Genomic DNA, 17,192 nt, shown 5'->3' with positions numbered 1-17,192 from the left:
AAGCCCCCTGGAAGCCCGCTGTGACAGCTGAGTTCATCCACCTCCACGTGCATTCGCAGTACTCGCTCCTCGACGGCTCGCTGCGCGTCAAGGACCTCGCCGCGCGCGCCAAATCGCTGGGGATGCGCGCCGTCGCTCTGACCGATCACGGGAACATGTTCGGCGCCATTCAGCACTACAAGGCCTGCAAGGACCAGGGCATCGGCGCGATCATCGGCTGCGAGGTCAACGTCGCCCGCAGCTGGGGCGCGGCCGCGGGGCAGGTGTCGCGCTCCGGCGTGGACGAGACGCCCGTCGATCACCTCGTGCTGCTCGCCGCGTCCGAGGAGGGCTACAAGAACCTCGTCCGCATCGTCTCCCAAGGGCACGTCGATCCCGCGAGCGGGCTCGCGCCGAGCGTGCGGCTCGACACGGTGGCGCAGCACAGCGCGGGGCTCATCGGCTTGACCGGCTGCATGGGCGGCGTCGTCGCCCAGCGGATCCTCGAGCAGGGCGAGGGGGAGGGGCGCGAGGCGCTCAGCCGGCTCAGGGACTGCTTCCAGCCCGGGAGCCTCTACGTCGAGCTGCAGGACCACGGGCTCGTCGAGCAGTCGGTGCTCAACGGCATCCTGGCGCGGGCGGCGGGCGATCTGGGGCTCCCGCTCGTCGCGACCAACGACGCGCACTTCGGCGCGCGCGAGGACGGCGAGGGGCAGCTCTACCTGTCGTGCATCGCGGCCAACCGCACGTTCGCGGAGGCGAGCGCCGCGCACCACGGCAGCTTCGAGATGTTCCTCAAGCCCGCCGACGAGATGATGCACCTGTTCCGCGACCACCCGCAGGCGGTGCGGTCGACGCTCGAGATCGCCGAGCGGTGCTCGACGCTGAAGCTCAAGCTCGGCAAGCCGATGCTCCCGACGTTCCCCCTGCCGAGCGGGTTCTCGGACTCGGCGTCGTACTTCCGGCACGTGGCGCACGACGGCCTCACGAAGCGGCTCGCCCAGATCGCGCAGACGGGCAGGAAGGTGGACGAGGCGACCTACCGCGCGCGGCTCGACGTCGAGCTCAACGTCATCGTCCAGATGGACTTCCCGGGCTACTTCCTCATCGTCTGGGACTTCATCAAGTACGCCAAGGACCACGGCATCCCGGTCGGGCCGGGCCGCGGATCGGGCGCGGGCTCGCTCGTCGCCTACGCGATGGAGATCACCGATCTCGATCCGCTCCCGTACAACCTGCTGTTCGAGCGCTTCCTGAACCCGGAGCGCGTGAGCATGCCCGACTTCGACGTCGACTTCTGCATGGACCGGCGCGACGAGGTCATCTCCTACGTCACCAAGAAGTACAGCAAGGAGGCCGACAAACCCTCCGTGGGGCAGATCGCGACGTTCCACGAGCTCAAGGCGCGGAGCGTGATCAAGGACGTCGCGCGGGCGATGGCGTTCCCCGCGAACGAGGCGCAGAAGATCGCGAGCCTCATCCCGCAGAAGAGCCCGGGGATCATGTACACGATCCCCGAGGCGCTCGAGATCGAGCCGAAGCTCAAGGCCCTCAAGGAGAGCGACCCCACGGTCGCGGAGCTCCTGAAGCAGGCGCAGAAGCTCGAGGGCCTGACGCGGCACGCGGGCATGCACGCCGCCGGCGTCGTGATCAGCGAGGGCCCGCTCTGGGACCACGTCCCCTGCTTCAAGAACGGCGAGCAGCTCGTCACGCAGTACTACAAGGACGACGCCGAGCTGGCCGGGCTCGTGAAGTTCGACTTCCTCGGGCTGAAGACGCTCACCGTCATCGACATCGCGGTGCGGCTGGTGAACGCGCGGCCCGACCTCGCGGGCAAGGAGGGCAATCGCTTCGACGTGAACACGGTGCCGCTCGACGACACCGCCACCTACGCGCTCCTCCAGTCGGGCGAGACCACCGGGGTGTTCCAGCTCGAGTCGAGCGGCATGCAGCAGCTCTTCAAGGACCTCAAGCCGGACGCCTTCGAGGACATCGTCGCCGCCGTGGCGCTCTACCGGCCCGGGCCGCTCGGCACCGGCATGGTGAAGGACTTCGTCGACTGCAAGCACGGCCGCAAGCCGATCGAGAAGATGCACCCGCTCGTCGACGAGCTCCTCCAGCCGACGTACGGCGTCATCGTCTACCAGGAGCAGGTCATGCAGATCGCGCAGAAGCTCGCGGGCTACACGCTCGGCGGCGCCGATCTGCTCCGGCGCGCCATGGGCAAGAAGAAGCCCGAGGAGATGGCGAAGCAGAAGGCGACGTTCGTCGACGGCTCGCTCAAGAACGGTGTGAAGGGCGAGGACGCCGAGCGCATCTTCGGGCTCCTCGAGTACTTCGCGGGCTACGGCTTCAACAAGAGCCACTCGGCGGCGTACGCGCTGCTGACCTACCAGACGGCCTACCTCAAGGCGCACTACCCGGTCGAGTTCCTCTGCGCGCTGATGACGGCCGACCGCGACAAGATAGAGAAGGTCGTCCGGATCATCGCGGAGGGGCGCGCGTGGGGGGTCGAGATCCTCCCGCCCGAGATCAACGAGTCCAAGACCGACTTCACCGTCGTCTACAGCGCGAAGCCGGCGACGAACGGCAAGCGCGTGACCGGCACCCGGCGCGGAGGCTCGCGGGTGAGGGACCCGTACGATCCGAAGATCCGCTTCGGAATGGGCGCGATCCGCGGCGTCGGCGAGTCGGCGCTCGAGGCGATCCTCGAGGCGCGCGACGCGGGCGGCGCGTTCGCGGACCTGTTCGACTTCGCCGAGCGGGTCGATCCGCGGCGGGTCAACAAGGGAGTGTTCGAGGCGCTCGTGCAGTGCGGCGCGTTCGACGCGAGCCTCAATGCGCGGGGCATCTCGCGGGCGCGGGCGTTCGCCGGCATCGACAGGGCGCTCGAGCGCTCGCGCTCCGCGAGCAAGGATCGGAACAGCGCGCAGATCGGCCTGTTCGCGGCGGTGGCGTCCAAGAGCGAGGTGAGGCTGGACGATTACCCGACGGCCGAGGACTGGGATCTGCGCGAGACGCTCTCGCGGGAGAAGCAGTCGCTCGGGTTCTACGTCTCGGGGCACCCGCTGGATCGGTACGGCGTGGATCTGAACCGCTTCGACGTGACCGCGGTGAGCGCGCTGGCCGGCATGGATGCCTGGGCCAGGGTGCGCGTCGGCGGGATGGTCGAGGGCTACCGAGAGCGCATCTTCAAGGGGGGCGGCGGCAAGATCGCGTTCTTCGTGCTCGAGGACACGACGGGCCGGGTCGAGGTCAAGGTGCGCGAGAAGCAGATCGAGAGCTACGCGGACCTCTTGAACCGGGGGGAGCCGGTCCTGATCTCGGGGAAGATCAGCTTCCCGATGGTGGACGAGGGGGCCGAGGAGGCCGAGGCCGCGCCGCGCGAGCCGACCCTGCTGCTCGACGAGGTGCAGCCGCTCGCCGACGCCATCCTCGCGCAGACCCGGAGCGTGGCGATCACGCTGAAGTCGCGCAGCGCCAGGCGCGAGCACATCGATCGGCTGGGGGCGCTCCTGCGGGCGAGCCCCGGGGTGTGCCCGGTGCAGCTCGTGATCCAGCTCGATGATGGTGCAGAGGCGGTGCTGTCGCTGGGGCGTGATCTGCGCGTCGAGCCGAACGACGCCATGCTCGGGCGGCTCGAGAAGCTGTTCGGCGAGAAGGTGGCCGAGCTCAGGTAACCGGCTCGTCCGCGCCCGCGTGCTCGGCGGCACGCACGAGGGTGCCGAGCTTCGCCTCCGCGTCGCCGCGGTCGCTCTGGTGCTTGAGCAGGACGCCGAGCGTGTCGCGCGCGAGCTCCGGCGTCACCGCGCGCTTGCCGAGCAGGAGCAGCGCGCGGGCCCAGTCGATCGTCTCGCTGATCGCGGGAGATTTCCGCAGATCCATGGCCCGCAGGGCGCCGACGAACGCCACGATCTGCGCCGCGAGGCGGGGCTCGATCCCCGGGAGGGCGACCCTCAGGATGGCGAGCTCGCGCGACGGAGGCGGGTAGTCCAGGAACGCGTGCAGGCACCGGCGGCGCAGCGCCTCGGTCATCTCGCGCGTCGCGTTCGTCGTCAGCAGGACGAGCGGCGGGTGCGCGGCGCGGATCGTGCCGAGCTCGGGGATCGTGACCTGCATGTCGGAGAGCACCTCGAGCAGGAACGCCTCGAACTCAGGGTCCGCGCGATCGACCTCGTCGATGAGCAGGACGACCGGCGCGGCGCTCCGCAGCGCCGCGAGGAGCGGGCGCGCGATCAAGAAATGCTCGCTGAAGAACGACGCCTCGCTCCCCGCGATCGCGCGCGCGGCCGCGGCGAGGCTCGCCGCGCCGGCGATCTCCTTCGCGACGGCGTCGCGCAGCAGCTGCGTGTAGAGCATCTGCTTCGCGTAGTCCCACTCGTAGAGCGCCTTCGCCTCGTCGAGGCCCTCGTAGCACTGGAGCCGTATGAGCCCTCGGCCGAGCGCCTCGGCGGCGGCGCGGGCGAGATCGGTCTTGCCGACGCCGGCCGGCCCCTCGAGCAACAGCGGCCGCTCCATCCGGAGGGCGAGCCAGAGCGCGAGCGAGGTCGCCGGATCGGAGATGTAGCGGGCCGCCGAGAGGCGGGCGTCGAGCTCGGCCGCGGTGGCCGGGGTGTCGTCGCGGGCGCCCCCATCGTCGAGCGCGCCGCCGTCGTGATCCGGAGGAGGCGTCACGGCGGGACGGTAGCACGCCGCGCGCGGGCTATCGGGCGTCGCGGCGCGGCGCGGCGCGGCGTGGCGCGCCAGAGCCCGCTAGCCGCGCGGCTCGGCGAGGATCTCGGCGGCGAGGAGATCGATGCGCGGCGCCGCGCGATCGGGGCAGGGGAGACCAGCCTCGCCGCGGAGCGGGCACAGCTCGCAGCGGCGTCCATCCATGACGAGGCCCGCCCGCATGCCCGCCGCGCGCGCGGCCGCCACGTCGCTCGCCGCGTCGCCGATCATCCAGCTCGCCGCGACGTCGAGATCGAGGTCGCGCGCGAGCGCCGTGAGCATGCCCGGCTTGGGCTTCCTGCAATCGCACGGGCCGATGAGCGCCGGATCGCCGCCCGGCCCGCCCTCGGGGTGGTGAGGGCACACCGCGAGCGCCGCGATCGCGACGCCGGCCTCGCGGAGGCGATCGACGAGCGCGCGGTTCGTGCGCTCGATCGCCCCCCACGGGACCTGGCCCTTCGCCGCGCCCGGCTGGTTGGTCGCGATCGCCAGCAGGAACCCCGCGTCCGCAAGGCGCCGCAGGCCCTCGATCGCGCCGGGGAGGAGGCGGATCTGATCCGGATGAAACGCCGTCACGACGACGCCGAGCTCGTGATCGCGCACCACGTCCATGAGCGTACCGTCGCGGTCGAGCAGGATCCCGCGCCTCGCCACGCGGGGCTCAGCTCTCGGCCACGAGCTGGAGGAGCCGCTCGCAGATGAGGTGGTGGTAGACCTCGTGGAAGCCCTCCACGTGCGGCGTCGACGTGTAGCCCGCCCGCGTCCTCGGCACGATCACGCTGGCGTCGGCCATCTGGCGCAGGGCGCCGCCGTCGTAGCCGACGAGCGCGACCACCTTGGCCCCCGTCTTCTTCGCGAAATCCGCGGCGGCGACGAGGTTCTGCGACCATGGGCCGGCGCGATCGGCGCCCGAGCCGCCGTGCACGCTCAGGCACACGAGCACGTCGCCCGCGACCATGCGGCCGTCGAGCTGCTCGAGGAAGATCCGGTTGAAGCCGACGTCGTTGGTGAGGGCGCTGAGGAGCGCTGCGTTGTCGCAGAGCGAGGTGCACTTGAAGCGCCGCTTGCCATCGACCCACGTGAACTTGGCGATGTCGCAGGCGAGGTGGCTCGCGTTGGCCGCCGAGCCGCCGTTGCCGCACGTGTAGATGGTGCGATCGCTCCGGTACGCATCGAAGAGGATCTCGATGACGCGAGCCATGTCGTCGGGGCTCGTCGCGAGGGCGATCTCGGACGTCTCGCGGAGGTACTTTTCGACGAAGTCGTGCGTGCTCTGAGGCATAGGGCCGATCTATAGCCAGAGTCCCGCTGAAATGCCCAGCAGGAGGGGGGCGCCGGCGCGCCCGCTCACGATCGGTGCAGGTTCGCGACGATGCGCGCGCCGTCGAGATCGAAGCGGAAGCGCAGGACGCGCAGGCCCTTCGCGGCGAGCGCTTCCAGCACCCGGCGCCGCTCCGCCGGCCGGACGTAGAACATGAAGAAGCCCCCGCCGCCGGCCCCCATCAGCTTGCCGCCGAGCGCCCCAGCGCCTCGAGCGAGCTCGTAGATCTCGTCGAGGACCTCGTCGGTCATCTTGGACGCGAGCTTACGCTTCTGGGTCCAGTGGGCGTGGAGGAGCTCGCCGTAGTCGTCGAGCCTGCCCGTGACGAGGATGCGGTGCACGTCGCGGCCGATCTCCTTGATGCGGTGCATCCGCTCGACCACCGCGGGCTCCAGGTCTTGCAGCCGCCGGCCCTGCTCCGAGAGCACAATCCTGGCCGGCCTTTCGACGCCGCTCCACACGATGAGCAGGTTGCTCTCGAGCTCGTCCAGCACCTCGTCGCGGACCGGGACGGGCTCGACGTGCACCGAGCCGTCCGGAGAGAACGTGAACGCCGTGACGTTGCCGTAGGCGGCGATGTACTGGTCCTGCTTGCCGATCGGCTCTCCGAGGCGCTCGATCTCGATGGAGCAGGCCTCGCGAGCGAGCTGCTCGGACGACACGAAGTCGCGCTTGTACGTGTGCAGGGCGTTGAGGAGGGCGACCGTGAACGAGCTCGACGAGCCGAGGCCCGAGTTCGCGGGGAGATCCGCGACGCTCGTGAGCTCGATCGAGTGCTCGATTCCCAGCATCCGGAGCGCTTCCCGGAAGATCGGGTGCTCGATCGCGTCGACCGAGGGGACGATCTCGGTCTTGGAGTACGCGAGGCGGATGTCCCGGTGGAAGCGCTTGTTGGCCGTCACATAGATGTACTTGTCGATGGCGGCCGACACGAGGTAGCCGCCGAAGCGGCCGGAGTACGCGGGCAGATCGGTCCCGCCGCCGCCGAGGGAGAAGCGGACCGGGGCGCGAGAGACGATCATCCCCGCTCCTCCGTCGCGGCCGCGGTCGTGAGGGTGGCCTCGAGATCGCGGAGGCCCTGCTCCGAGCCGATCTCGTGGAAGCGCGCCGCGACCGCGAAGGCCCGGAGGAGGCCGCGCGCCGCGAGGTCGCGCTGCACCACCTCGAAGCCGAGCGGCGCGTCGGCTGGCAGCGCCTCGACGACCTCACGGCGGAGCGCGGTGGCACCGTAATCGATGTGGTCGAGCGCAGGGTCGGGCGCCGCGCCCGCGCGCCGCTTCTCGTAACGCACCACCAGGTCGCCCGAGACCGCGGCGTTCGACGCATCGAACCGACCCTCGTTCCGGTACACGGCCATCGTGCCGAGCGCGCCGGGGTGTGTGCAGAGGTCCCGGAGCGGGGCCAGGTAGTCGAAGGGGAGGTAGGAGTCGCCGTAGGTCATGAGGAACACAGGAGCCAGCTGGGGCAGCGCGCGGCGCAGCGCGCCGGCCGTGCCCAGGAGATCGGGGCCGTCGTCGGCATAATGGAGCGGCAGGCCCGCGAACCGATCGCCCATCGCCCGTCGAACGGCGTCGCCGAGGTGACCCACGCAGAGGACCACCTCACCAAAGCCCGCTGCGGCGAGCCGCTCGAGGAGCCACGCCCCGAACGGCCGCCCGGCCACGGGCAGAAGGAATTTCGGGGTGCGCTCCGTCCGGGGGCGCATCCGGGTGCCGAGTCCGCCGGCGAGGATCACGGCTTGAGGAGGTGAGGCGTCGGCGTGCACGGGGAGGGCCTACCATAGACGACGGTCGCCTTCGGGGCGTCTCCAGCGCTCCCCGCAGGCGACCGGGAGAAAAACGTCGCCACAAACTGTACGGCCGTTCAGGAGGCGGTTTACGGTGCGCGCCATGACCAACAAGGACCTCGCTCCGCATCTCCTCCGGACGCTGGTTGCCCTCCAGAGCGAGGGCAAGACGGTGAACCTCGACACATTGACCACGGCCCTTCAGGTGCGTCGGACCGACGTTCGCCGGGCGATCACCGCCCTGCACCGCGAGGGATATCTCGACGTCCTTTGCACGCGGCTGACGCTCCGCGGGCTCGCCCTCGGCGCGGCCTTTGCGGCGTCGCAGCTCCGCCCGTTGCGCCGCGCGTCGCTCCGCGCCGTCAAGGCCGCTTGAGCATACCCACAGCGCCGCCACCCTGGCGCGGCCGTGAGCGGCGAGTCGACCTCTGCCCGAGCGCGAGGCCCATGCGTGCAGACGGAGGGGCCCGACATGATCTCTCGATGCGTTTCAGATCTTGCCAGCATTTCATTTGATAAAACGGCAAATTCACACTGGACGCGCGCGGCCCCAGCCAGGGATCCGGCGCCCGGTCGCGAGCGCCGACCGGCGCAGGAACACCTGGTTTCTACGGCCGGTGCGGGCCACTGTGCGTGGAAGACGTTGACATTCCGAGGGATTCATGAGACGGCGGCAGCGTGATATCCGATGTCGAGATCGAGAATGAGATTCGTGCTTCCGTGGCCGAGTTCCTGGAGGGCCTGAGAGCGCTGGTCCGTAAGGACGTTCTCCGGACCGCTGGGCGGTACCTGCAAGTCGACATCAGCGCCGCTGGGATATCGACCGGGCCGGCCGCGACTCCCGCCAAGCCGGTCCGGAAGGGCGAGCGCGCTCCGGCGCCGAGCCGCCCGGCCGCGCCTCCCCGCAGCGCCCCGTCGCCCAAGAAGCCGACGCGCGCTGCGCCGCGCAAGAAGGCAGCCGCGCCGCGGGCGAGCGGAGGTGGCGCGCGTGCGGCCGTCGCTGCGCCGAAGTCGCGCGCCGCGCGCACCCCGGCGCCCGCCGTCACGGCCCCCGCGAAAGCCGCCGAACAGGCCGCTCCGCCGAGCCCGGTGAACCCCGCGAGCCCGGCGAGCCTGTCGTCCGGGAGCTCCGGGGACGAGATCGCCGAGGCGCTGCTCGCCCATGTGGAGATCGAGCCTGGGCAAGGGATCGACGACCTTGCGCTGGCGATGGGGACCCCTGCGGCGGAGCTCCAGGAGCCGCTCAAGAAGCTCCTTGCGGAGAACAAGATCACCGAGGAGCTGCGTCAAGGCCAGGCGTCGTACTACCCGGCCTGAGCGACCACGGTGGGCCGGTCAGCCAGGCACGAGCGTTGCTTGGAGCCGGCCGTAGGCCGTCCGGTCGGCGCGGGCACGGGCCGGTCGACGCCCTGCGCGATGCGGGTGATGGACCGAGCGAGCCCTGCTGGCGCTGTCCGGCCGGAGCTCGGCGGTTTCCGCCTCACAGCTGGCGAACCCGGCGATGCCGTCGCCGCGCACTCGACGCGGACCCGGGGCCCCGGTACCCTGCCGGTCCAGGCGCTTTCCGGATGACTCCCGCGCACGAACAGATTCTCAACGTCCTGCTCGGCTATCTCTCGGCGATGAACGCAGAGGGAGTCCTGCTCCGGGCCATGCGGGAGGCGGAGATCCAGCCCGAGGCGTTCTCGCTCGACGACCTCCCCGACATCCTTCCGAGCATCGAGCGCCGAGCCCGCCTCTATGTGGATCCGACGCGACTCGGTCGGCTCCGGTCGGAAATTTCGGCGATTGGCGGCGAACGACCTTCGCGGCGCTCGAAGGTCATGGTCATCAACGTGGAGGCCGACATCAGCGAGGCGCGCCTGAGCGCGAAGGCCGTTTGCGATGCGGCCGGCGCAAAGAGCTTCACGTCGCACAAGGTCGCGACCATCGTCAGCGAGCTCGCGCGAAATATCGTCCATTATACCCCTGGCGGGACGATCGAACTCGCGGTGCAGCGCGACAGCCCGGTCCGCTTCCTCATCGTCGCCGTGGATGAGGGTGCAGGCATCCAGAACCTGCAGGAGATCCTCGCCGGGCGCTACAAGAGCAAGACCGGTATGGGGCGCGGCATCATCGGGGTCAAGCGGCTGGCCGATCGCTTTCATATCGACTCGGGGCCGAAGGGCACGCGGGTGGAGATCGAGGTCCACCTGTGAAGCTCTCCGTGGAGTACGCGATCCTCCCCAAGGACGGAGAGCTCGTGAGCGGCGACGCCGCGTTCGTGCGGGCCGGGGAAGACGGCGTCCTCTTCGCGGTCATCGACGCCCTCGGCCACGGCGAGCACGCGGCGGCCGCGGCGAACGTCGCGCTCAAGACGCTCGCCGACGCGCCGAGCGGCGAGGACGTCCGCGCCCTCATCGATCGTCTCCACGTGCGGCTCCGCGGCACCCGCGGCGCCGCCGGCATGATCTGTCGCTTCCGGGAGGGGCGGCTCCAGGGCTGCGGCATCGGCAACGTCGAGCTGATGTCGTACGGCACGCGCGTGCAGTGGCTCCAGAGCCCGGGCATCCTCGGCGCATCGCTCAGCAAGGTCCGGATCTTCGATGCGCAGCTCGCGCGGGGCGACCGGCTCGTCGTGTTCACCGACGGGGTGTCCCCTCGCTTCGATCTATCGCTGTTTCGTGGAATGAAGGCCGCGGATGCCTGCCGCGCCCTCATGAGCCGACACCGGCGCTCGCACGATGACTCAACGGTCTTGATCGCCGACATCGAACCTTAGGATGACCATGGAGCTCAAGCGCCTTCCCATCATCAACCTGTGGGACCGGATCCTGGTGCCCATCCAGGGGGACGTGACCGATGACCTCGCGGAGCAGCTGAACACCGAGGTGCTGCGGGCCATCCACGAGAGCGGCGCGAAGGGGCTGGTCATCGATCTCACGGCCGTCTGGATCATGGATAGCCACCTGTGCGCGGTGCTCTCGAACCTGGCCTCCGCCGCGCGGCTCATGGGCACACCGACCATCCTGTCCGGGCTGAGCCCCGAGATAGCGATGACGCTCCAGGCCATGGGGGTCGAGCTCGAGGCCGTGAAGACGGCGCTGACGCTCGAGCAGGCGCTCACGATGCTCGGGCTCGAGGTGCGCCGGGCCGAGGCGCGCGACGAGGACGACGACGACGAGGACGACGACGACCTGTTCGACGACGAGGACGAGGAAGACGAGGAAGACGACGGGTGGGAGGCGGACGACCGCGGCGACTCCCGCCGAGCGCCGACGAACGGGCGGTCCGCGCGGCCCACGACGAGCATCGATCGGCGGCAGAGCGCGAAGAGCCGGCTCAGGCGCCGCTGAGGACGCGCGTGCGCGTCTACGTCTACGACGACATCGACACGCCGAACGCGCCCTCCTGACGGCGGGGTGACGGTGATTGTCCGGGTGGGCAACGCCGTGGGTCCCTGGTATGCCTCACGACCGCTCTCCGGGCGATCACCATGGACAAGCTGGATTGCCTCGCCGCCCCGCCGCCCAAGCAGCGGGGGATCTTCTGCAACCGGACGCTGAATCTCCGTTCGATCAAGGCGATCGGATACGACATGGATTACACGCTGATCCACTACCGTGTGGAGGCGTGGGAGCGTCGGGCCTATGAGCACCTCCGGCATCTCCTGGAGAGCGAGGGCTGGCCGGTCGGGGACCTGACGTTCGAGCCGGACCTCGTGATCCGAGGGCTCATCCTGGACACCGAGCTCGGCAATCTGCTCAAGGTGAATCGGTTCGGCTACGTGAAGCGGGCCTTCCACGGCACGAAGCCGATCGACTTCGAGACCCAGCGCGCGACCTACGCGCGGACGATCGTCGACCTCGCGGACGGGCGCTACGTCTTCCTGAACACGCTCTTCTCGCTGTCGGAGGGGTGCATGTACGCGAAGCTGGTCGATCTGCTCGATCAGCGCCGGCTGCCCGAGGTGCTCGGCTACAGCGACCTCTATCGCCGCGTGAAGGATCGCCTCGACGCGACGCACATGGAGGGGCAGCTGAAGGCCGAGATCATCGGGGATCCGGAGCGGTTCGTGCTGCTCGATCCGGAGATCCCGCTCACGCTGCTCGACCAGCGGGAGGCGGGCAAGAAGCTCGTCCTGATCACGAACTCGGAGTGGGTCTACACGCGCGCGATGATGAGCTACGCGTTCGACCGCTTCCTGCCGGGGGGCATGACGTGGCGCGACCTGTTCGACGTGGTCATCGTCTCCGCGCGGAAGCCGGAGTTCTTCTCGAGCCGCAGCCCGCTCTTCGAGGTGGTCACGGAGGATGGCCTCCTGCGCCCGGCCGGCCGGTTGCGCGTGGGCGGGCACTACCTGGGCGGCAACGCGGGGCTCGTCGAGCACCACCTGGGGCTGTCCGGCGACGAGATCCTCTACATCGGCGATCACATCTATGGGGATGTGCATGTGTCGAAGAGCGCCTTGCGGTGGCGGACGGCGCTCATCATCCGGGAGCTCGAGGACGAGATCCTCGCGATCGAGGAGGCGCGCGGGGCCGAGGCGCGCCTCGATCTCTGGATGCGGGAGAAGGAGGACGCGGAGCGCGTCTATGCCAGGCTGCGCCTGGAGCTCCAGCGGATGCGCGCCGGCTACGGGCCGGTGGCCGGGGCGACGGAGGGCGAGATCCAGGCGAAGATGAACGAGCTCAAGGCGAGCCTCGCGGCGCTCGACGCGCGGATCGCGCCGCTCGCGAAGGCGTCGGCCGAGACGTTGAACCCGAGGTGGGGGCTGCTCCTCCGCACGGGCAACGACAAGAGCCACCTGGCCCGGCAGATCGAGCGCTCGGCGGACATCTACACGTCCCGCGTCTCCAATTTCCTCCTGGCAACGCCTCACGTGCTGCTCCGCTCGCACCGCGGGAGCCTGCCGCACGATCCCATGGGCGCGCCTCCGGGCGTCGAGCGGCAGAACGGCGAGCCCGCGCCGGTCGACGACGCGACGCCCGTGGGCATGTAGGCGGCGCCGCCGCCGGCCTGCCACGCCTCAGGCTGCCGCGCCTCAGGCCGCGAGCCGCTGCGCGGCGCTGTCGAGGATGTCGAGGCACCCCGACAGGCTGTCGCAGAAGAGCAGCTCGCGCCGGAGGGCCGACGCGCCGGGGAGGCCGCGGAGATAGCCGGTCAGGTGGCGCCGGGTCACGCGCACGCCGTGCAGCTCGCCGCGCGCCTCGGTGTTCGCGATGAGGTGCGCGCGGCACAGGGCGAGCCGCTCCTCGGCTGTCGGCGGCGGGAGGTGCACGCCGTCGTCGAGGAGGGCCCGGGCCTCGCGGAAGATCCAGGGGTGGTCGATGGCGGCGCGGCCGACCATCACGCCGGCGCAGCCCGTCTCGCGGAGGGCGCGGGCCGCGTCGTCGGCGGTCTTGATGTCGCCGTTCACCACGACAGGGATGGACACGACCTCGCGCGCCCGGGCGGCCCAGCTCCAGTCGGCAGCGCCGCTGTGCCCCATCTGGGCCGTGCGGCAGTGGATCGTGAGCGCGGCGACGCCGGTGTCCTCGAGGCGCCGCGCGAGGTCGACGATCGGCATATGGGACTCCGGTCCCCAGCCGATGCGCGTCTTCACGGTGACCGGGAGCGCGACCGAGCGCGTCACGAGGCGGGCCATCGCCACCATCGCCTCCGGATCGCGGAGCCAGCCCGCGCCCGCGCCTCGTCCGGCGATCTTCGGCACCCAGCAGCCGCAGTTGATATCCAGGAACGCCGGTCCGGCCTGCTCGGCGACGCGCGCGGCCTCGGCGAGGCGCTCCGGGTTGGCCCCGTAGATCTGGATCGCCGTCGGCTGGTCGCCGTCGGCCAGGTCGAGCTTGCGCCGCGCGGTCTTGCACCCGCGCAGCAGCCCCTCGACGTTGACGAACTCCGTCACGCACAGCTCGGCGCCGAGCTCCCGGCCGATGCGGCGGAACACGGCGTCCGTCACGTCCTCCATGGGCGCGAGGACGACGGGGCGGCTTGCGAACAGCCGGCGAAAGCTTTCGGGCGAGAGCGGCACAGTGGCGAGCTTTCAAGCATGGATCCGGCCGGTTGACCAGGGCGACCGCCGCGGCCCGAGGCGTAGGGGGCCCGCTGAGCTCGAGCCCGCGGCGCCGAGGCGCGAGCGGCGCCTTTCGCCTGACCGGCGCCGCGGGCCGGCGGCCAAGGCGACGAGCGAGACCCGAGGCCTCAGCCGCCCCGGTCACCTCGCCGCGCCTCGGCGTGCCGCCACGCCGCTCCCCCGAGGCGCTGACAGGATTCATGACCTCACGGGCATGTGTGTGCACGGCGGACGAACACGGCATGTGGGGCGGCGAACGGTCATGTTGGTACGACATCCGGGGTGGGAGACGGCGGGCAGCGCAGCCCGGCATCGTGGCCGAGGAAACCTGCCGCACGAGAAGCCAACAACGCTCGCTTGACGTTCGGCGTGGCTCTGGCGACCCTCGAGATTGCCATGAAGCGTGCGCTGCTCCGAGAGGCTCTCCGCGCTGAGCGCTCGGCCGCGGCGCGCACGCTCAGAGAGCGCGAGACTCGCCCGCTCGGCACGCGGCGCACCGCCCCGGGCGCCCACGACACGGAGAGCGTCCGGCGCGCGGTCCGGCGCGCTTTCCGGGTCGCGCTCTGGATATGGCCGGCGTTCACGCTTGTCGACGTGTTCATGGCGACCGTGCTGTACCCCGCGGCGCCGGTGTGGCGCTGCATCGTCCTGCGCGTCGTCGAGCAGGCGCTCTCCCTCGCCGTGTACCGGCTCTCGGGGCGCCCGACGCTCTCGGGGCGCGTCGTGCTCCTCGGGTACGAGGCCGCGTTCCTCACCGCCGCGATCTTCATCTCGCTGATGGCGCTCGATTTCGGCGGCCTGACGAGCGCGTACATGCACGGGCTCTCCATCGTCGTGCTGCTCCGCACGGCGCTCGTGCCCGCGCCGTTCAGCAAGGCGCTCCTCGCCTCTGCGACGATGTTCCTCGCCTTCCCGGCGACCATGGGCATCGCCGCGATCTTCTCCCCGTCCATCCAGGCGGCGTGGCTCGATCCGACGACGCTGCTCACGGCCGCGAGCCATTACATCTTCGTCCCTGCCTCGGGGGTGATCGGGGCGCTGTCGAGCCACGTCGTGTGGGCCGCGCAGCAGCAGGTCTATCAGGCGCGCAAGCTGGGCAGGTACCGGCTCGAGGCGCCGATCGGCAAAGGGGGGATGAGCGAGGTCTGGCTCGCGTGGGACGAGACGCTCCACCGCGACGTCGCCCTCAAGCTCCTGAGGACGCGGGACGCGCCGGACCCGGCGGTGCCGAAGCGCTTCGAGCAAGAGGCGCACGCGGCGAGCAAGCTCAGCGATCCTCACACCATCCGGATCTTCGACTTCGGAGCGAGCGACGACGGCATCTACTACATCGCCATGGAGCACCTGCGCGGGGCCGATCTCGCCGCGATCGTGCGTAGCTACGGCCCCATGCCCGTGGCGCGCGCCCTGCGCTTCGCCCTGCAGGCCTGCCGCTCGCTCATCGAGGCGCACGAGGCCGGGATCATCCACCGGGACATCAAGCCGCAGAACCTCTTCGTCACCCGCGTTGGCGACGATCACGACTTCCTCAAGCTGCTCGACTTCGGCGTCGCGCGGATGGTCGAGGGCGGCCGCGACGCCGAGCTCACGAACAGCGGCATGCTCTGCGGGACGCCCGCCTACATGGCACCGGAGGTGTGTCGCGGCGATCGGGCGGATGCGCGCAGCGACATCTACTCGCTCGGGGGCACGCTCTACTTCCTGCTCACCGGGGAGCTGCCGTTCGAGGGCTCGTCGTCGGGGCAGCTCTTCGCCGCCCACATGACGAAGGCGCCCCTCGCGCCGTCGGTGCGGCGCGGCCCGACCGTCCCTCGCGCGGTCGACCGCCTCGTCCTGCGGTGCCTCGCCAAGGACCCGCGCCACCGTTTCCAGAGCGCGCGGGCGCTGTCCGATGCGCTCCTCCCGCTGCTCGACGAGTCTGCCTGGACCGCGGCCGACGCGGAGCGCTTCTGGGTGACCGAGCGCGCGGAGAAGCTCGGCCGCCCGGAAGCGCCGCCCGAGCGCCCCACCGCGGCGCGCGGGGGCTCGACGCGGACGGCCTCCGCTCGATAGAGCCAGCGCGCCGTCGCGCCGCGCGCGCGGCCTCCTATCTCACCTGCATGGGGGGCACGTGGTGGTGCTACACGACGACTCGCTTCCTCGTGAGCCGCGTCCCGAGCCTCGCCGAGGCCGACGCCTGATCCCGGGTGCCCCGGGACCGCTCGCAGACCCGTGCGGGCGATCCAGGGGCACCGCGGTGGCGGTCGAGACCCCCTCCGCGGCCGCGTGAGGGAGCCTCGACCCGTCAAGGGGGCCCGAAGCGTCATCGTCCGCTCATGACCCCTTGCCAGCGTCTGCCGTGGCGAGGACCGAGCCGCGGCGGCGCCGCACCAGGGGCGCGAAGCGGGCGTCAGCAGGGCCTTCTCAAGCGAACCGTGCTAGCGCGGCGTCCTACCAGCCGCAGCCGCCGCCCCAGCCGCCCCAGCCGCAGCCGCCGCCCCAGCCGCCCCAGGGCCGGAAGCCCCAGCCGCCCCAGCCCCAGGGCCGGAAGCCCCAGCCGCCGCCCCAGCCCCAGGGCCGGAAGCCCCAGCCGCCGCCCCAGCCCCAGCCGGGCCGACCCCAACCCCAGCCGCCGCCCCACCAGCGCGCCGCATCGGGCTTCTCGCCGACGCCCTCCTCGCCAGTCGGGGTCGCCGAGCCGGGGTCCACGGCGCCGACATCGGGCGCGCCGGGGGCCGGCGCGCTGGCGCTTGCTGCGCTGGGGTCCGTGGCACTCTCGTCCATCGCCGGATTCGCGGTCGACTCCTGATCAGCGGAATCCGTCTCTTCGGCCTGGAACGCCTGCTTCGCCTCGTCGGTCTCGCTCATCACGTCGTCGGTGGGCGCGCCCGACGTCGTCGCCTCGGCCATGCAACCGGCCGCGGAGAGGGCCGTCGAGAGGGCGATGAGCGATGCGAACTTCGTCAATTGGCTCATGTTCCCGTTCTCCTGTGCACATCAATCCATGTCGAATGGAGTCATCGCCCGTCATGGCGACGAGCTTTGACACGCGGGGACCTGAGATCCCCCGCCGCACGATCATGTGTGGTGTTCGGGAGGTGATGTCGATTACCGCAGAAAGGACACCTGAGACACCATGGACGCTTTCTGCGGGGCCGTGCGCGCCGCGAGGGAAGCGTCACGCGCTCCTTCCGGGAGGGAGCGAGCCGCGGCCGCTCGAGAGAGCGCAAGCCGCGGCTGCGCGGCGCTCGCCGGCCTCCCACGTGCTCCGGGGGCTGCGCGCGCTCTTCGCAGATGCAGGGCGCCGGACGCGGCGCCGTCGCTCTGGTTGGCCAGCGCGGAGGAGCGCGAGCGCGCCGGACTGC

Annotated in this window: 15 protein-coding genes; 8 read left to right on the top strand and 7 right to left on the bottom strand. The window is 70.8% G+C overall.

Annotated elements, in window-relative coordinates:
• Positions 1 to 20 precede the first annotated feature (20 nt).
• Entirely contained in the window at positions 21 to 3,659 is a 3,639-nt protein-coding gene (gene dnaE / locus WME95_RS21180) for a DNA polymerase III subunit alpha (RefSeq protein WP_437554173.1), read from the top strand.
• Here dnaE and WME95_RS21175 read toward each other — a convergent pair.
• The 5 genes from WME95_RS21175 to WME95_RS21155 form a co-directional block, all read right to left on the bottom strand.
• Complete coding sequence (locus WME95_RS21175; RefSeq protein ID WP_437910262.1) at positions 3,652 to 4,653, bottom strand: AAA family ATPase; 1,002 nt, start codon at positions 4,651 to 4,653, stop codon at positions 3,652 to 3,654. The genes dnaE and WME95_RS21175 overlap by 8 nt on opposite strands.
• A 78-nt stretch (positions 4,654 to 4,731) precedes the next feature.
• On the bottom strand, positions 4,732 to 5,343 hold the full coding sequence (locus WME95_RS21170; RefSeq protein WP_437910260.1) for a D-glycero-alpha-D-manno-heptose-1,7-bisphosphate 7-phosphatase: 612 nt from the start codon (positions 5,341 to 5,343) through the stop codon (positions 4,732 to 4,734).
• 7 nt (positions 5,344 to 5,350) lie between these two features.
• Positions 5,351 to 5,971, bottom strand: coding sequence for a D-sedoheptulose-7-phosphate isomerase (locus WME95_RS21165; RefSeq protein WP_012236377.1), 621 nt, complete (start codon positions 5,969 to 5,971; stop codon positions 5,351 to 5,353).
• 65 nt (positions 5,972 to 6,036) lie between these two features.
• A complete protein-coding gene (locus WME95_RS21160) occupies positions 6,037 to 7,032 on the bottom strand; it encodes a GHMP family kinase ATP-binding protein (protein ID WP_437910258.1) in 996 nt (331 codons plus the stop codon).
• Positions 7,029 to 7,775, bottom strand: a complete 747-nt coding sequence (locus WME95_RS21155) for a nucleotidyltransferase family protein (RefSeq protein ID WP_437910256.1) — start codon at positions 7,773 to 7,775, stop codon at positions 7,029 to 7,031. The genes WME95_RS21160 and WME95_RS21155 overlap by 4 nt, the downstream gene beginning before the upstream one ends.
• A gap of 124 nt (positions 7,776 to 7,899) precedes the next feature.
• On the opposite strand from WME95_RS21155, the gene WME95_RS21150 reads away from it, so the two are divergent.
• From WME95_RS21150 to WME95_RS21125, 6 genes are all read left to right on the top strand, one after another.
• Complete coding sequence (locus WME95_RS21150; RefSeq protein WP_437910254.1) at positions 7,900 to 8,172, top strand: hypothetical protein; 273 nt, start codon at positions 7,900 to 7,902, stop codon at positions 8,170 to 8,172.
• 344 nt (positions 8,173 to 8,516) lie between these two features.
• Positions 8,517 to 9,113 (top strand): hypothetical protein, encoded by a 597-nt coding sequence (locus tag WME95_RS21145; RefSeq protein ID WP_437910252.1) that lies wholly within the window; start codon positions 8,517 to 8,519, stop codon positions 9,111 to 9,113.
• A gap of 251 nt (positions 9,114 to 9,364) precedes the next feature.
• Entirely contained in the window at positions 9,365 to 9,994 is a 630-nt protein-coding gene (locus WME95_RS21140) for an ATP-binding protein (RefSeq protein ID WP_437910250.1), read from the top strand.
• Positions 9,991 to 10,557 carry a SpoIIE family protein phosphatase gene (locus WME95_RS21135; protein ID WP_437554158.1) on the top strand — a complete coding sequence of 189 codons (567 nt, stop codon included), beginning with the start codon at positions 9,991 to 9,993 and terminating at the stop codon, positions 10,555 to 10,557. The genes WME95_RS21140 and WME95_RS21135 overlap by 4 nt, the downstream gene beginning before the upstream one ends.
• Before the next feature lie 7 nt (positions 10,558 to 10,564).
• A complete protein-coding gene (locus tag WME95_RS21130) occupies positions 10,565 to 11,131 on the top strand; it encodes an STAS domain-containing protein (protein WP_437910248.1) in 567 nt (188 codons plus the stop codon).
• 140 nt (positions 11,132 to 11,271) lie between these two features.
• Complete coding sequence (locus WME95_RS21125) at positions 11,272 to 12,777, top strand: HAD-IG family 5'-nucleotidase (protein WP_437910246.1); 1,506 nt, start codon at positions 11,272 to 11,274, stop codon at positions 12,775 to 12,777.
• 42 nt (positions 12,778 to 12,819) lie between these two features.
• On the opposite strand, the gene dusB is transcribed toward WME95_RS21125, so the two are convergent.
• Complete coding sequence (gene dusB, locus WME95_RS21120; protein WP_437910244.1) at positions 12,820 to 13,806, bottom strand: tRNA dihydrouridine synthase DusB; 987 nt, start codon at positions 13,804 to 13,806, stop codon at positions 12,820 to 12,822.
• A 438-nt stretch (positions 13,807 to 14,244) separates the two neighbouring features.
• On the opposite strand from dusB, the gene WME95_RS21115 reads away from it, so the two are divergent.
• The gene (locus tag WME95_RS21115; RefSeq protein WP_437554150.1) at positions 14,245 to 15,900 is read left to right on the top strand and encodes a serine/threonine-protein kinase; all 1,656 of its coding nucleotides are present in this window, start codon (positions 14,245 to 14,247) and stop codon (positions 15,898 to 15,900) included.
• 378 nt (positions 15,901 to 16,278) lie between these two features.
• Here the strand turns inward: WME95_RS21115 and WME95_RS21110 are convergent, their stop codons facing one another.
• Positions 16,279 to 16,803 (bottom strand): hypothetical protein, encoded by a 525-nt coding sequence (locus tag WME95_RS21110; protein WP_437910242.1) that lies wholly within the window; start codon positions 16,801 to 16,803, stop codon positions 16,279 to 16,281.
• Positions 16,804 to 17,192 lie beyond the last annotated feature (389 nt).

Source organism: Sorangium sp. So ce327 (assembly GCF_051530205.1).
GTDB classification, from domain to species: Bacteria; Myxococcota_A; Polyangia; order Polyangiales; family Polyangiaceae; genus Sorangium; species Sorangium cellulosum_B.
This window is presented reverse-complemented; position numbering and strand designations above follow the sequence as displayed.

What these genes read in the sequence shown, in the direction of transcription:
- WME95_RS21110 (WP_437910242.1), bottom strand. Translation starts at nt 16,803, where the DNA reads ATGAGCCAATTGACGAAGTTCGCATCGCTCATCGCCCTCTCGACGGCC.
- WME95_RS21165 (WP_012236377.1), bottom strand. Translation starts at nt 5,971, where the DNA reads ATGCCTCAGAGCACGCACGACTTCGTCGAAAAGTACCTCCGCGAGACG.
- WME95_RS21160 (WP_437910258.1), bottom strand. Translation starts at nt 7,032, where the DNA reads ATGATCGTCTCTCGCGCCCCGGTCCGCTTCTCCCTCGGCGGCGGCGGG.
- WME95_RS21140 (WP_437910250.1), top strand. Translation starts at nt 9,365, where the DNA reads ATGACTCCCGCGCACGAACAGATTCTCAACGTCCTGCTCGGCTATCTC.
- WME95_RS21130 (WP_437910248.1), top strand. Translation starts at nt 10,565, where the DNA reads ATGGAGCTCAAGCGCCTTCCCATCATCAACCTGTGGGACCGGATCCTG.
- WME95_RS21150 (WP_437910254.1), top strand. Translation starts at nt 7,900, where the DNA reads ATGACCAACAAGGACCTCGCTCCGCATCTCCTCCGGACGCTGGTTGCC.
- WME95_RS21125 (WP_437910246.1), top strand. Translation starts at nt 11,272, where the DNA reads ATGGACAAGCTGGATTGCCTCGCCGCCCCGCCGCCCAAGCAGCGGGGG.
- WME95_RS21115 (WP_437554150.1), top strand. Translation starts at nt 14,245, where the DNA reads ATGAAGCGTGCGCTGCTCCGAGAGGCTCTCCGCGCTGAGCGCTCGGCC.